10 protein-coding genes are annotated in these 16,436 nt (G+C 39.3%); 8 read left to right on the top strand and 2 right to left on the bottom strand.

Annotation, left to right across the window (positions count from 1 at the left end):
• Positions 1–25: 25 nt before the first annotated feature.
• Positions 26–2,518: a DNA translocase FtsK gene (locus tag LDB17_RS08525; protein WP_252637957.1), complete on the bottom strand. Its 2,493-nt coding sequence runs from the start codon at positions 2,516–2,518 to the stop codon at positions 26–28.
• A 214-nt stretch (positions 2,519–2,732) separates the two neighbouring features.
• Between LDB17_RS08525 and LDB17_RS08520 the strand changes: the two genes are divergently transcribed.
• The 8 genes from LDB17_RS08520 (at position 2,733) to LDB17_RS08485 (ending at position 14,445) form a co-directional block, all read left to right on the top strand.
• Positions 2,733–5,579: a TonB-dependent receptor gene (locus tag LDB17_RS08520; RefSeq protein ID WP_252637956.1), complete on the top strand. Its 2,847-nt coding sequence runs from the start codon at positions 2,733–2,735 to the stop codon at positions 5,577–5,579.
• A 205-nt stretch (positions 5,580–5,784) separates the two neighbouring features.
• Positions 5,785–8,181 (top strand): TonB-dependent receptor, encoded by a 2,397-nt coding sequence (locus LDB17_RS08515; protein WP_252637955.1) that lies wholly within the window; start codon positions 5,785–5,787, stop codon positions 8,179–8,181.
• Between the two features lie 249 nt (positions 8,182–8,430).
• A complete protein-coding gene (locus LDB17_RS08510; RefSeq protein ID WP_252637954.1) occupies positions 8,431–9,843 on the top strand; it encodes a S8 family serine peptidase in 1,413 nt (470 codons plus the stop codon).
• Entirely contained in the window at positions 9,840–11,207 is a 1,368-nt protein-coding gene (xseA, locus tag LDB17_RS08505) for an exodeoxyribonuclease VII large subunit (RefSeq protein ID WP_252637952.1), read from the top strand. Before LDB17_RS08510 ends, xseA begins: the two co-directional genes overlap by 4 nt.
• Before the next feature lie 12 nt (positions 11,208–11,219).
• Positions 11,220–12,272 carry a WG repeat-containing protein gene (locus LDB17_RS08500; RefSeq protein WP_252637951.1) on the top strand — a complete coding sequence of 351 codons (1,053 nt, stop codon included), beginning with the start codon at positions 11,220–11,222 and terminating at the stop codon, positions 12,270–12,272.
• Between the two features lie 89 nt (positions 12,273–12,361).
• Positions 12,362–12,559, top strand: coding sequence for an exodeoxyribonuclease VII small subunit (gene xseB, locus LDB17_RS08495; protein ID WP_252637950.1), 198 nt, complete (start codon positions 12,362–12,364; stop codon positions 12,557–12,559).
• Positions 12,556–13,230 (top strand): 2-C-methyl-D-erythritol 4-phosphate cytidylyltransferase, encoded by a 675-nt coding sequence (locus tag LDB17_RS08490; protein WP_252637948.1) that lies wholly within the window; start codon positions 12,556–12,558, stop codon positions 13,228–13,230. The genes xseB and LDB17_RS08490 overlap by 4 nt, the downstream gene beginning before the upstream one ends.
• A gap of 147 nt (positions 13,231–13,377) precedes the next feature.
• Positions 13,378–14,445 carry a M20 family metallo-hydrolase gene (locus tag LDB17_RS08485; RefSeq protein WP_252637947.1) on the top strand — a complete coding sequence of 356 codons (1,068 nt, stop codon included), beginning with the start codon at positions 13,378–13,380 and terminating at the stop codon, positions 14,443–14,445.
• On the opposite strand, the gene LDB17_RS08480 is transcribed toward LDB17_RS08485, so the two are convergent.
• Complete coding sequence (locus LDB17_RS08480; protein WP_252637946.1) at positions 14,446–16,413, bottom strand: KUP/HAK/KT family potassium transporter; 1,968 nt, start codon at positions 16,411–16,413, stop codon at positions 14,446–14,448.
• Between the last annotated feature and the right edge of the window lie 23 nt (positions 16,414–16,436).

Below are 16,436 nucleotides of genomic sequence, written 5' to 3'. Positions count from 1 at the left end.
GAATGATATTGACCATTAAGGAGGCTTAGCCAAATGAATTTAACTTCTGTTCTAAGCTGTATTCGTCAGCAATAAGAACATCACGAGCCTTGCTGCCTTGTGTTGGCCCTACAATCCCTGCTGCTTCCAATTGATCCATCAGGCGGCCTGCACGGTTGTACCCGATGGAGAACTTGCGCTGTATTAGCGATGTAGATCCTTGCTGGTGAACTACGAGAAGGCGTGCAGCTTCTTCAAATAGTGGGTCTTTATCATTGAGGTCGATACTTCCACCTTTGTCTTCGCCCATCTCGCTTATATATTCAGGGAGTTCGAATGCGCTCGAATAGCCTTGTTGGTTTCCGATATATTGTGCTATACCTTCCACTTCAGGGGTATCGACAAAGGCGCATTGGATACGTACAAGGTCGCTGCCCTGTGAGAAGAGCATATCTCCACGTCCGATCAATTGATTGGCACCCGACATATCAAGAATAGTGCGGGAGTCGATCTGCGAAGTGACACGGAAAGCCATACGGGCAGGGAAGTTCGCTTTTATAGTTCCTGTAATGATATTTGTTGTCGGACGCTGTGTTGCGATCACCATGTGCATACCTACGGCACGAGCCTTTTGGGCAATACGGGCGATAGGCATTTCTATCTCTTTTCCGGCAGTCATTATCAGGTCGCCAAACTCGTCGATGATAATAACCAGATAGGGGAGAAAGCGATGTCCTTTCAATGGGTTTAGTCGGCGTTTGCGGAACTTCTCATTGTATTCTTTTATATTACGCACTCCGGCATTCATAAGCAGCTCATAGCGATCATCCATCTCTTTAGTCAGAGAGTTTAGCGTCTGAGTCACTTTGGTAACATCGGTGATAATCGCTTTTTCTGCGTCAGGGAGTTTTGCCAGATAATGTTTCTCTATTCTTGAATAAATATTGAACTCCACCATCTTTGGGTCAACCAACACCATCTTCATTTCGGCCGGATGCTTTTTGTATAGCAACGAAGTTATTATGGCATTCAATCCTACCGATTTTCCTTGTCCTGTTGCTCCTGCTACGAGTAAGTGAGGCATCTTGCATAGGTCGAACATGAAAATCTCATTCGTGATTGTCTTCCCTAAAGCAACGGGGAGATCGAAAGCACATTCTTGAAATTTGCGAGAGGCAATTACAGACTGCATCGATACTATCTGAGGATCTTTGTTCGGAACCTCAATTCCTATTGTGCCTTTACCCGGCATAGGGGCAATAATACGTATACCCAGAGCCGAGAGGCTAAGAGCTATGTCGTCTTCGAGGTTACGGATCTTAGAAATACGTACACCTGCTTTTGGTACTATTTCATATAAGGTGATTGTAGGCCCTACAGTTGCTTTGATGGATGTGATCTCGATGCCATAATTTTGTAGAGTGGTGATGATTTTACTTTTGTTGGCATTCTGTTCTTCCATATCTACACCTTTGCCTGTCATGTCGTATATCTTCAGCAATTCTGTAGATGGAAAATGGAAATTGGATAGATCTTTGGTCGGATCGTATTCTTCCATCTCTTCGCCTTCGGGTAAGAAGTCCGGAACATTTTCCGTATTCGTAACAGGCTGAGGATTTGCGAGAGGAATAAATGTATTTTGTGTGGGAGTAAATTCTTCATCCTCAGGAATAACAATCTCGAAGTCGTTGTCGATCTTCATTGACGTTGCCGGCTTGTCCTTTGTTTTCTTATCCTTTGCAGTAGCTGTAGGCAATATGAAGTCTTCTCCTAAGTCCTCCGTTTCAGTCGATTGATCATCCTCTTTTTTCTTTCTCCTTAAAAAGCTAAACCAGCTTTTCTTTTCTTCAGCTGGAAGCTCTTCTTCATATACCTCTTCTTCCTCTTCAATTATATCTTCTTCCTCCTGATTAGGATTTTTTAGTGGGTTCTTAAATAGTCCACGGAAGAATTCCATAGAAGCTTTCTTCGTAATGATAAGGAATATAATGAGTAGAAGAATAATAATCATAATAACGCCCGGTATGCCCAATGCGGCTTCCAGTATTCTTTCTACCTCCATTCCGTGAGCACCACCCCAAAGGATGTTGCTTCCGTCGTTTATCAGTCTCGAAATAAAAGCACATGTAATAGAACCCCACACAAGGGCATAAGCCATAAGCAGGAATGAACGGATAGCCGAAATATTGACGACACGCATCAGTTTCAAGCCCATCAGGATGAGATATACAGGGATAAGCAAAGAGAATACTCCAAACCAATTGTTTATAAGTTTTTCTGCAACGAATGCACCTACAACACCTGTCCAGTTGCTTATTTCCTGTTTGTGAGAAATAAGATCAAGAAAAAATTTATTTGTTACCTTACTTTGGTCGGCAGCTCCTGTAAAGAAAAATGATATTTCTCCCAGTAGTATGTATGCCCCAAAAAATGAGAGGCAGACTCCCAATAAGAATTTTGTACGCTCTTTTTTTATGAATTCGATGAAAGAGGTTCTTTTATCTTGAGTTTTCTTTTTCCTGACTGTTTTTTTTGCCATATAGTGAAGCGGTAAAGCTTTTTATTTTTCTTTTAAGTAGGTTATATTCGATACAAAGATAACTCTTTTTCAGAAAGATTATCCTTGCTGTTTCTTCTTTTATAAAGATATAAAAAGATAGTAAAATAAAAAGATTTATAAAAAATAGAAATATAATTAAACCTTTTAATGTTTTGCCAGTCACACAAATCAGTCAAAAATAATTAAAAGGAAAATGAAAAGGAATATCCCCATACTTTTATTTCTATGTGTATTTTTAGGATTGAGTGCACAATCGCAGACCACAGCGATAACAGGAACAGTATTCGACAATGAAATGAAAGAGCCGATAGAGATGGCCAGTATAAGAATCCTAAATGCTAAAGATAGTGCCTATGTAACTGGTACGGTGACGGACGAGAAAGGAAAATTTAGCGTAGGAGTCAGACAAGGACGCTATATTGCTCAAATATCATTTATCGGATATACTGATCAGTACTTCAAAGCAAATGCCCAAAAGTCTGTGTCCTTAGGAGATATATACATGAAAGAAGATGCTATTATGCTTGGGGAGGCTGTAGTGGAAGCTAAGGCCATAGAGGTACAAGTGAAAGGCGATACCATAGAATACAATGCCGACTCGTATAAGGCCCAGCAAAGCGATGTGGTAGAAGATATGATAAAACGAATGCCCGGTGCTGAAATAGATGAGAATGGAAAAATAACGATCAACGGAAGGGAAGTTAAAAAATTCCTTGTAGACGGGAAAGAGTTTTTCAGCGATGACCCCAAAGTTGCATCTAAAAGTTTGCCCGCTAATATTATAGATAAGCTTCAGGTGCTTGACCGTAAATCTGACATGTCTCAGATGACCGGCTTTGATGATGGCGATGACGAAACCGTGATCAATCTAACGATAAAGAAAGGTATGAAGCAGGGTTTTATGGGCGATACTTATGTCGGCTATGGCAGTAAAAAGCGTTATGAGGCAAATGGGGTGTTTAACTACATGCGCGATAATACTCAGTTTACACTGTTAGGAGGATTAAATAATACAAATAATGCCAGTTTCTCAGATTTTGCCTCGAGTGCATTTAGTGGACGAGGCGGAGGACGATTGAGATTCGGAGCGAACAATGGAGTCGCAAAAACACTGAATGGAGGGTTCAATTTTGCTACTGAGTATTCGGATAAGCTAAAATATGGCGGAAATGTTCGGTATGGCTCTGTTGATAATGATGTGTCTAGTATTACAAGCCGAAGATTTACAGGAACGAGCCAAACACAAAACGGAAATTCCTTTGGAAATAATAAAAGCGATAACTTCGGTGCAAATTTTCGCTTCGAATGGACTCCCGATTCATTGACAAGGATCGTTTTCAGACCAAATATCCAATACAATAAGAACAGAAATGATCAAGAAGGAGAAAGTGAAACTTCATTTGCTGATAATCCTGAGAGAAACTACAAGGAATCGTCTTGGAATACGGTTGATGGAAAAGGGCTTTCGTTGAGCGGAAATCTCGATATCAGTCGTAAGTTGAATAGCCAGGGACGAGTATTGAGTTTCAGTTTTTCAGGAGGTCTGAATAATTCGGACAGTGAAGGTTATGATTACTCTCATTCTATCTATGCAGACCCTCTTAAGAATGATTCGATCAGGGATCAAAAGTCATTGCAAGATGACAAAGGTTATAACTGGCGTGCATTTGTTTCGTATGTAGAGCCTTTGGGTAGAAACAATTTTTTGCAATTAACTTATAATCTGCGTAACAACCATTCTGAAACTGACCGCAAGGCTTACAATAAAGATGCCGAAGGAAATTATAATGTGATAGCGGAAGAATATACACGCAATGTGAAAAATGATTTCCTTAATCAAAATGTCTCTCTGAATTTTAAATCGATTAGAGAGAAATTTGACTATACATTGGGCGTTGGATTAGAGCCATCAAGATCTAAAACCAGTATTTTTCAGCCCGGGCAACCGGAGAAAGATATAAAACCACGTAATTCGCTCAGTTTTGCCCCTAATGCCCAGTTTAATTATAAATGGGATAGAAGAAACACTCTTCGGGTAGATTATAGCGGAAGAACATCGCAGCCTACCACAACTCAGTTATATGATGGTATTATCTCTCAAAGCGGTTTTGATGTTACTTATGGTAATCCCGATTTGAAACCAAGCTTTCAACATAGTTTGAGAGGAAGATATCAGAATTTCAATACAAACAGAAACTCGAACCTATCAGTCTTTACAAATTTCAATTATACGATGGATGCTATCGTGAACGTTTCTACATACAAGGATCAGGGACGTGAAATGACTTATAAGAATGTAGATGGTAATATGGATGGATTTATGGGAGTGACATATAATACTCCTCTCCGAAATAAGAAGTTTTCGATTAATGCATTCACAATGGGTAGATATAGCCGCAATACTACATTTATAAATGCAAAAGAAAATAAGGCGGATACATATAACTTTAGAGAAAATATGACATTGCAGTTTCGCACCGGTTCTCTTGATGATCAGATAAGAACGTTGAGTGATGCTCGCTTTTTGTTGAATATAGGCGGTAACTTCGGATATAACAATATAAAAAATACCATTTCAACCGATCAGGACAGAGAGACATTTAATTATGGAGCGAAGGGTGACTTCACCACTTATTTACCTTTGGGGCTTACTTTACAATCCGATATTCAATATTCGACTAACTCGGGTTATACTACCGGATATAAGTTGAACGAGTGGTTGTGGAATGCTTCGTTAACTTATAATATGGATTCGATGCTGAAAGGCATATTTAAAAATAAGTATACAGGGAATGCTTTGCTGCGCTTCAAAATATATGACATCTTACAGCAGAGAAGTAATATAAATATCGATCAGAATGCATTATATATACAGGAGTCCATATCTAATACGATCAACAGTTACTTTATGGTCAATTTTGTGTATAAGTTCCAAATATTTGGGAAGGGTACAAAAAGAGAAGATATGGATGGAGGAGATAGAGGCTGGGGAGGTAGAAACCCCGGAGGTCATCCGGGAGGAGGCCCTATAGTGTTTTAAATACATAAAAAAGAAAATCCGTAATTTAAATATTGCGGATTTTTTGCTTTTATAAATATGAAGTTGTAATCAGTGAAAAATATTGTAATGTGGTTTTGGAATAGTTAAAATACCTAGAAATGGTGATTGTAGGATTTTCTTGATTTTTATACCTTCGCGTCGCATCCAGAAACAACAATTTATCTATTCTTATTTTAAACACACTATGAATTTTTTAAAACGTCTTTCTAAGCACTTTCTATTGTTTATTCTTCTTCTATTTTTCTCTTCGTTTATACATGCTAACCTGATCAGAACAGATGCCAATATATTTGGTCATGTAGTGAATGCAAAAACAGGTGAGCATATCCCATTTATAAATGTTGTACTGAAAAATACAACAATAGGTGTATCTACCGATGCCACCGGACATTATGCATTAACGAACTTACCCGAAGGAAAGTTTATAGTTGTAACACAGGGAATCGGCTACAAACCGCAGGAAAAAGAGGTTGAGCTCAGAAGAGGCAAATCTATAGAAATTAATTTCGAGGTAGAAGAAGATGCCCTTAATCTTAATGAAGTAGTGGTAACTGCAGGGCGTACCTCTCAGAAACGTACCGAAGCCCCTGTAATTGTGAATACGATAAGTACAAAAATGCTTGAAACCACGCAGTCGGTTGTATTAGGCGAAGGACTTAACTTTTGTACAGGGCTGCGTTATGAAAATGATTGTCAGAACTGTGGCTTTTCGCAGGTGAGAATGAATGGAATGGAAGGTCCTTATTCGCAGATATTGATAAACAGCCGTCCTATATTTAGTGGTCTGGCGGGAGTATATGGGCTTGAACTTATTCCGTCTAATATGCTTGAACGTATCGAGGTCGTCAGAGGCGGCGGCTCTGTTTTGTATGGTTCGAATGCAATTGCAGGAACAATAAATCTTATACTTAAAGACCCGAAAACAAATAGCTTCGAAGCCGGGTTAAATACATCTCTTATAGGAATGGGGGTAAACGGGTCGAATGGCTCTGTCGCAGATTATAACGCAACGTTTAATGCTACATTGGTAACCGAAGATCATAAAACGGGTATCTCTGTTTTCGGAAATATGCGAGATCGTAATATGTTTGACGCAAATGGCGATAGCTTTTCTGAAATAGCACCGATGAAGAATACGGTTATAGGAACTCGTATTTTTTATCGTCCTGCATACAGAAGTAAATTGAGCCTCGACTTTTTTAATATCCGAGAAGAGCGCAAAGGTGGAAATAAACAAGACTATCCCGACCACGAAAGAGATATCTCCGAGTCGGTAAAGCATGATATGATAACCGGAGCATTGACATACGAACAATATTTCAGAGAGAGTGATTTGCTTACAGTATTCGGTTCTGGACAATATCTTGATCGCGATTCTTACTATGGAGCCAAACAGTCGTTGAGCGATTATGGAAATACAAAGGATAAAACCTATAATATAGGTGCTCAGTATAAGCTGTCCGTCAACGATATCTCGACATTAATAGGTGGAGTGGAGCATACCGGCTCGCACCTTACCGACATGAAACTGGGATACCCCGAATATAAACTGAATGACGCAGGTACAGATATCATTGTCACGCATGTACCGAATCGCATAGTGTCTGATCAAGCTTTGAATATTACAGGAGCTTTTGCACAATATGAGATAAAAGTAGGAAAAGCAAAATTCCTTGCCGGAGCACGTGTAGAACATTATTCTATCGATGATAAGCAGGCCGACAGTGATAAATCAGGAACGGTAGTTGTGCCCCGGGCAAGTATAATGTATGATATTTCATCGTATTTACAAACCCGTATTGGCTTCTCAAGGGGGTATCGTGCTCCGCAAATTTTTGATGAAGATCTTCATATAGAAACATCGGGTTCTCGTCAGGTGATCAACAAAAACGACCCTCATCTAAAACAAGAAAATAGCTCTAGCTTTACACTGTCGTTCGATTTTAATAAAAAAATAGGAGGAATCAATACAAATATTCTGGTAGAAGGGTTTTATAATAAACTGCATAATCCATTCAGAAATGAAATTGGTGAGCCTGATGAAAATGGAACAGTGATTTATACTCGTATCAATTCAAAAGATGGAGCTGCTGTTCAGGGTGTAAACCTAGAGGTGAAGCTTATGCCGTCAGATAAATTAAGCCTGAATGCTGGATTTACTGTTCAGTCGAGCCGATACAAAGTGAGTGATGAAACTTTCGGTGAAAAGAAGTTTTTCCGAACACCTGACGCTTACGGATTTTTAGCGCTGGATTGGGAGTTTGCTCGTAATTTCGGGGTGTCTGCAACGGGTAATTATACAGGCAAAATGTTAGTTCCGTATTTTGGTCCTGAAATCGCTAACCCCGAGGCTGGAGAATTGCGCAAGTCAAAAACCTTTTTTGATACAGGAGTTAAGTTCCATTATGATATGAGGCTTGCGGGTAATATTACTATAGAGTGGTTTGCCGGAGTGAAAAATATTTTCAATTCATATCAGAAAGACTTTGACAAAGGTATCGACCGTGACCCTTCATACATTTATGGCCCTAGCTTGCCACGAACAGCTTTCTTAGGTTTCAAGATTGGTAATTTGCTATAGCGACACACCTTCTCTTTATTCTATATAGTTTTCTTTGAGGTAATTGATTATTTCTTCCGAATAAGATATTACCTCTTTTTCTATTTTATGACTTAGAGCCTTTAAGCTGTTTAAATTTTCCATGATCTATAATCTTATTAATTCATTAATATAATTTGTTTTACCTTCTATATTTTACAAATAACGATACATCTTATACCAACTAAAAGCTATTATCCTTATTTTTGTATAAAACATATGAATAAAGATATGAAAAGATTTGCATTTTTTGTTTGCTTCTTGCTAGTAGCTTCACTTTCTGTATTCTCTCAGGAATATAATTATAAATTCCGCCTTACACTCAAGGATAAAAAAAGCGATTATTCTATTGATAAGCCGGAAGACTTTCTGTCCGCTAAGTCGCTTGAAAGGAGACAGAAATATAATATAAAGATCGATGAAACCGATCTTCCGATATCTCAAGAGTATATAAAAGCGATTGAAAGTATTGGAGGAAAAGTTGTAGCACAAAGCAAGTGGCAACGAACTGTTGCGGTTCACTGTTCGGATAGTGCAATGGTTGATAAGTATAAGGCGTTGCCTTTTGTGTCGGATGCATTGTTTGTATGGAGAGGTAAGCCGGTAGAAGAAACAAAGAAGGATAGTATAATCGCATATCCGGCTGTGGAAACTGTTGTGTTTGGCGATTACTACGCAAGAGGAAAAAATAATATCAAAATTAATAACGGGCAATACCTTCATGATGCGGGGTATAAAGGTAAAGGGATGACAATTGCGGTAATAGATGCCGGCTTTAATCATTTACCTCAAATCGGGATGTTAGACAATTTGGATATCAAAGGATATAAAGGCTTTGTTTACGAAAATGAAGATATGTTTAATAGAGCCAATCAGCATGGATTAAATGTGTTGTCTTGCATTGGGACGAATAAGCCTATGCAATTCGTAGGAACAGCTCCTGAAGCTAGTTTTTGGTTGTTAGGTTCTGAAGATGCGCGTAGTGAGTATCCTATAGAAGAGGATTACTGGGCGGCGGCTATCGAGTTTGCCGATAGTGTTGGCGTTAATGTAGTGAATACATCACTCGGTTATAATAGTTTCGACTATCCGGCAAAAAGCTATACACATGAAGACCTGACAGGGAGAACGGCTCTTATATCTCGCGCGGCTGATGCTGCTGCCAAGAAAGGAATATTGGTCGTTATCAGTGCGGGTAATTCTGGAGATTCGGAATGGGAGAAAATAACTCCGCCGTCCGATGCCTTCAATATATTGACGGTAGGTGCTATTCAGAAAGATTCTGTTATAGCTCCGTTTAGTTCAAGAGGCTTAACCGAAGACCTTAGGATAAAACCTGATGTAATGGCTCTCGGACAAGGAGCAACAGTAGTGGGAGATAATGGGTTGGTTACATATAAAAGCGGAACTTCTTTCTCTTCACCTATCATGTGCGGTATGGTAGCTTGCTTATGGCAGGCTTTCCCTGTATTGACCAACAAGGAGATAATAGAGGTCGTAAGGCAATCTTCTGATATTTATGATCATCCGAACAAGGATTATGGTTATGGTATTCCCGATATGAAAAAGGCGATGGAAATAGCACAGCAGTTGGTTGATAAAAAAACAGCAGTGCAACAGCCCGTAAAGAAAGGAAAGAAATGAACCGCCCGGCGATCTCTCTGTATGAATTGAATAATCTCATCAAGGGTGTCTTAAAAGATACACTTCCCGAAGTGTTTTGGATTCGGGCTGAGACAAGTGATGTGCGTGTCAACCAGAATGGGCATTGCTATCTCGAGTTCATAGAGAAGGATATTAACGGGCGAGCCCTGATCGCTAAAGCCCGAGGGATGATATGGGCAAATACGTTTTATATACTCAAGGCGTATTTCGAGAACACGACAAAACAGACCTTTTCATCGGGACTGAAAGTCTTAGTTCAGGTAAGTGTTGAGTTTCATGAATTATACGGATTCACGCTCACGGTTCACGATATCGATCCCACTTATACACTCGGAGATCAGGCGTTGAATAGAGCCGCAATAATAAAACAATTGGAAGAAGATGGAGTCCTTTCCTTAAATAAAGAACTTGAGTTGCCTATTCCCACAAATAAGATTGCAATTATATCTTCTCCCACAGCAGCAGGATATGAAGATTTTCTCGATCAATTGGCAAATAATCCTTATGGATTTATTTTTTATACCAAATTATTTACCGCTCTTATGCAAGGTGAGCGCACCGAGAGTTCTATAATCTCAGCATTGGAGCGTATTTATGAATATCAGGACTGTTTCGATGCCGTAGTTATTATTCGGGGAGGAGGAGCGACTTCGGATTTGAGTAGCTTCGATTCTTACCTTTTGGCGGCAAGCTGTGCACAGTTCCCTTTGCCTGTAATAACAGGAATAGGGCATGAGCGGGACGATACGGTTCTAGATATCGTAGCGCATACACGTATGAAAACCCCGACTGCTGTTGCAGAATTTTTGATTTCGAATATTGCGGAAACAGCGATGGAATTGGACGAAATGGCTCATGATATTGTTTCTATCGTTACGCAAAGACTACAGGATGAAGCTGTACGTTTAAGTGTTTTTGAAACAAAGAATACATTCTTACTTAAAGCATGGCTCAAAGAGCAGGATGCAATCCTAGCTTCTGCAAAGAATGTTTTGATAAGAGGTTTGCAAAGTTCACATAAAGAAAATCAGAATAAGTTGTCTTCGTTTCAGGATGTCCTTGTCAGGGAATCGCAGCAATTAAATAAAGAGAGTATAAACAATCTTACAGTGTTGGAGAATACTTTAAAACGAGTTGCTTTGCAAAAGTTTAAGGATGAAAATACGCAACTGGAAATGTATGAGAAACACCTTCTTTTGGCGTCTCCCGAAAATATTCTGAAAAAAGGATATACTTTGACAATGAAAGATGGGAAAGTGATAAAACAAAGCAGTGCAGTGAAAAAAGGAGATAAACTGACTACTGTTTTTGCTGATGGAAAGATAAAATCTACTGTAGAATAATTATAACAAAAGATGAGTGTAAATAATAATCCGATACCTTTCTCCTACGCATTCAGTTTTCAAGAGGGGATGGCACACATTATACGAAAATCGGGGACAGGGTTTATTAATAAATTCGGAGAATTGGTTGTTCCTTGTATCTATGAAATGGCTTTTAGTTATTCCGAAGGCTTGGTAATGGTACAAAAGAATGGAAAATGCGGATATCTTGATAAAGCCGGTAACGAGGTTATTCCTATCGAGTATGAAAATGCCGATGTTTTTTCGAATGGATTAGCCGGGGTATGCAAGGATGGTAAGTGGAGATTTATCGATAAAAAGGGAGTATTGGTGATTCCTTACCTTTATGATACGATAAACTGCTTTTCGGAAGATCTCTGTGGTGTTTTCAAGGATGGTAAAGCCGGCGTAATTGACAAGCAGGGTAACGAAGTCGTACCATTTGTCTATGATGACATATTCGAGTTTAGCGAAGGGCTTATTTGTGTTTGCAAAGATGAAAAATCCGGATTTATCGATGCTTTGGGTAATGAAGTTATTCCCTTTATATATGATCGTTCGGAAGGTGTAAAATGTAAAGATGGTCTGATTTGTATCGCTAAAGATAAGAAGTGGGGAGTGATCGACAAGGTCGGTAATGAAATAGTCTCTTTTATATATGACGATATTGCTCCCGAATATTCAGAGGGATTAGCGTATGTCAATTTAAACGGTAAATACGGCTTTATTAATGAAAGGGGAGAAGAAATCATTCCTTTTATATATGAAGATTTATCTAGTTTTTCAGAGGGCTTGGCTGCTGCAAAGATGCATGGTAAATGGGGATTTATAAACAAGGAAAATAAAGTAGTTGTGTCCCTTATTTATGAGAGGGTTTATTCTTTTTCCGATGGATTAGCGCTAATTATGGAAAAGGGGCGAAATGCCTATTTTATAGATAAGTTTGGAGAGATAAATATTGCACTCAAGAGAAGTTATACACTTCTTGAAAAACTGAAGTTCGCAATACTTTCCTTGGCTGTTGCTACGGTTATATATATGTTGATTAAAGCAATCGCCAGTTAATAGAATTGGAATAAAAAAGAAGAATTGAGTTCGGTTGGTAATAAATGATAGAAATAATTATAATTTGTTCTTGTAACTAATAATGAATTATGGCAAAGAAAGAGCAAACATACGGAGAAGCAATGCAGGAGTTGCAGGACATTATGGGCAGTATCGAAAATGACGATTTGGATGTAGATATCCTTCTCGAAAAAGTAAAAAAAGCGGCAACCCTTATTAAGTTTTGCAAAGATAAACTGCAAAAGACGAATGTAGAAATACAAAAGATTCTGGACGAAATAGAATGAAAAAGAATGTCATTATAGTAGCCGGAGGAAAAGGGCTGCGCATGGGTAATGATTTGCCGAAACAGTTTATTCCTATCGGCGGTAAACCCGTTCTTATGCGTACAATAGAGGCTTTTTATAGGTTTGATCGGGATATAAATATTATTCTGGTGTTGCCTGTCTCTCATCAGGACTATTGGAAAAAACTGTGCAAAGAATATAACTTCACGATAGAGCATGCAATTGCTAATGGAGGAGAAACTCGTTTCCATTCTGTGAAAAACGGGTTGGCTCTTGTGGCTGATGGATTGGTTGGCGTGCAAGATGGAGTTCGCCCTTTTGGCTCGGTGGAAATGATAAAGCGGTGTTTTGATGCTGCGGAGGAAGAATGTCCTGCCGTTATACCTGTTATAGACTCTACCGACAGCCTCAGAGAAGTTGTTGATGAGGATAAAAGCCGAATTGTTGATCGGTCTAAAATACGGTTGGTACAAACGCCTCAGGTCTTCTATGTGAATGTTCTCAAAAAAGCCTATCAAACGGATTTCAAAGAAACATTTACCGATGATGCTTCGGTTGTAGAAGCTATGGGCGTAAATGTGCATCTTGTAAAAGGAGAGGTAACTAATATAAAGATCACTACGCCGTTGGATTTAAAGATCGGTGAGCTAATTATACGTGATAAAGAATAAAGTTATACTTTGTTCGAATAGCTATAATTAATACTCAAAATTATCTAATATAAGTGCTTGATGCGCTTCAATAATAGAAAAAAGTAACAACTCAAAACAGTAGAAAAAGTGTCACTTTTGTCACCTTTTCACTAAAAAGTAAAATCTATGGAACAGGATATTGATGCTTTATACTACAATGCAGTCGACCTATTGAAGGAAATGATAAGTATTCCGTCTTTCAGTAGAGAGGAGCATAATGTAGCAGAAGTAATAATTTCGTGCATGCGTAAGATGGGATTTTCTCCCGATAGAAAGGGAAATAATCTTTGGATTCGTAACAAAGATTTTGACTCTTCAAAACCTACTATCCTGCTCAATTCGCACATGGATACCGTTCGTCCTGTATCCGGCTGGACAAAAGATCCTTTCTTTCCCGAAGAAGATGGTGACACACTCTACGGATTGGGAAGTAACGATGCGGGAGCCAGCTTGGTGTGCTTGTTGCATGCTTTCTTTATGCTGACTCAAAAGAAACAAGATTATAACTTGATTTTCTTAGCGTCGTGCGAGGAAGAAGTTTCCGGCAATGGCGGAGCGGAGGCTGTTGTTCCCGAACTTCCGGAAATTGCGTTTGGTATTGTGGGTGAGCCTACCCAGATGAATCCTGCTATTGCAGAGAAAGGCCTCTTAGTCCTTGATTGTACATCGTACGGAAAAGCGGGACATGCTGCCCGTAACGAAGGAGAAAATGCCATTTATAAGGCAATTAAAGATATCGAATGGTTTCGGACGTACGAGTTCCCGCAAACAAGCGATTTGCTTGGGCCTGTAAAGATGACTGTAAGTATGGTGAGTGCAGGAACACAACATAATGTAGTACCCGATAAGTGTGACTTTGTTGTAGATGTAAGAAGCAACGAATTGTATAGTAATGAAGAGCTTTATCATATTATAGATACGCATACAGATTGTGAGGTAAAACCCCGGTCTTTTCGCCTGAATTCATCCAGGATTTCTCTCGAAAATCCATTTGTTCAACGTGCTATTATTATTGGAAAAACTCCTTATGGATCGCCTACGTTGTCTGATCAGACATTTATGCCTTTCCCTACTTTGAAGATGGGCCCCGGAGACTCAGCCCGTTCGCATACAGCAAACGAATATATTCATTTGAGTGAAATAAGGGAGGCTATAGAGCTTTATGTGAAGCTGCTGGACGGACTTCGAATTTAACTATTCCGCTTCATTTGCTTGATTCAGCAGGTCTTTCAGTTGCTCTTCGGTATGGTCTACTTGTCTTAAAGGTACAGTCTCAACAACAGCAAGAGATGGATCTATATCATACATCTGTGTGTCTGAAGTTGTTAATCTCTTCACAAGGTTGTAGCATCCTAAGATAATCTGTCTTGAAGGGTTCATGTGTACGTTGCGGAATATGCGGTCTACGATCATAAACTTAAAGTCTCCTCGTTTCTCTTTAGCATCTTGCATAGATGGATATCGAGACGTTAAATCTACAAGGCCTAGACGTTCCAATTCGTTGGTTATCAGGTTTACATATTTGTCTGTATGTATTCCTAGTTTAAACCCTGCACGTATATTGACACGGAAAATTTTCTTAGGTGCATATATCGTTGTTTCGTAACTGAATTCATACGGCTCATCGGTTCTTTTTATTCTTACAAACCAGTATGTGTCAGCTCGTTTGGGTGTTCGTTTAAATAAGGAATAAGCAATCTTGCTCTCCAAAAAGTTCTTATTATTCGCCTTTACTATATACACCAGATGGGTAGCTGCTTTAGGTATGGTTGTGTCGTCACTTATCTTTAATAATTGGCTGACGTAATGCTCATCTACCTGATCATAAACTGTATAGTGACGTTTAATACGCCGTCCGTTATACCATGAATACATCAGAAGCAGTAGTACTCCTGCAATTATAATAGGAATAAATCCTCCATGTGCAAACTTTTGCATATTTGCGAAGAAGAAGCTGAGTTCTATGATAACGAAGAATAAAGTGAGTGGGATAGTAAACCACAAAGGTCTCTTCTTTTTCATAAAGTAAAGGAATAGCAAGGCGCTGGTCATCAACATGCTGAGGGTGATGGCTAGACCATAGGCCGCTTCCAGCTTCATCGAAGATTGCATTGTGAGTATGATGATAAGACAAAGTACCATCATCATATAGTTGATGGATGGAATGTATAATTGTCCTTTGATGTTAGTAGGGTATTGTATTTTTACATTTGGCCAGATATTCAGCGATATAGCTTCACTGATAACGGTGAAAGATCCACTTATCAACGCCTGACTGGCAATAATTGCCGCCACAGTAGCCATTATTACACCTGTGAGTCTGAACCACTCGGGCATCATTGAGAAGAAAGGATTTACATCAGGGGTTACATGTCCACTGTTGATAATCCATGCTGCCTGTCCTAAATAATTGAGTATAAGAGCTGCTTTGACATAGATCCACGAAATGCGTATATTCTTTAATCCACAATGTCCTAAGTCCGAATACAAGGCTTCTGCTCCAGTTGTACATAGAAATATAGCACCAAGTATAATCATCGCCTGTGGTACTTCTATCAGAAAGCGAATGGCATACATGGGGTTAAAAGCTCTGAATACACTCAGGTCGTGTACTACCTGACTTAGACCCATCACGGCCATCATAGTGAACCAGATGATCATCAGTGGGCCGAAGTATCTACCCAAAGAGCCTGTTCCGAAGGGTTGTACCAGAAACAAGATGAGTACTATAGCTACTGTGATAGGTATAACCGGTATGTGCGGAGCGATTGGTTGAAGACCTTCTACGGCAGACATAACGGTCATGGCAGGAGTTATAATACCATCGGCAAGCAATGTAGCTGCACCGATACCTGCGAGGATATAAGCCCAGCGGTATTTTTGGCGGATAAGGGCATATAAAGAAAGGATACCACCTTCACCTTTATTATCGGCACGAAGGGTGATGATGACATATTTCAGAGTGGTTTGAATTGTCAAAGTCCATATCACACAAGATATAGCACCGAGAATATATTCCGCATGGCTGTGTTGCCCGGCAGGTAGGGTGTTCAAGATGGCTCTCATCACATATAAAGGCGATGTACCAATATCTCCAAATACGATACCTATTGCTAAAACGACACCTAATGCGCTAAACGGAACTTTGTGATTCTCTTTCATTATTCTAATTCGAAAATTGGGCT

Source organism: Dysgonomonas sp. Shenzhen-Wh21, assembly GCF_043392705.1.
GTDB lineage: Bacteria > Bacteroidota > Bacteroidia > Bacteroidales > Dysgonomonadaceae > Dysgonomonas.
This window is presented reverse-complemented; position numbering and strand designations above follow the sequence as displayed.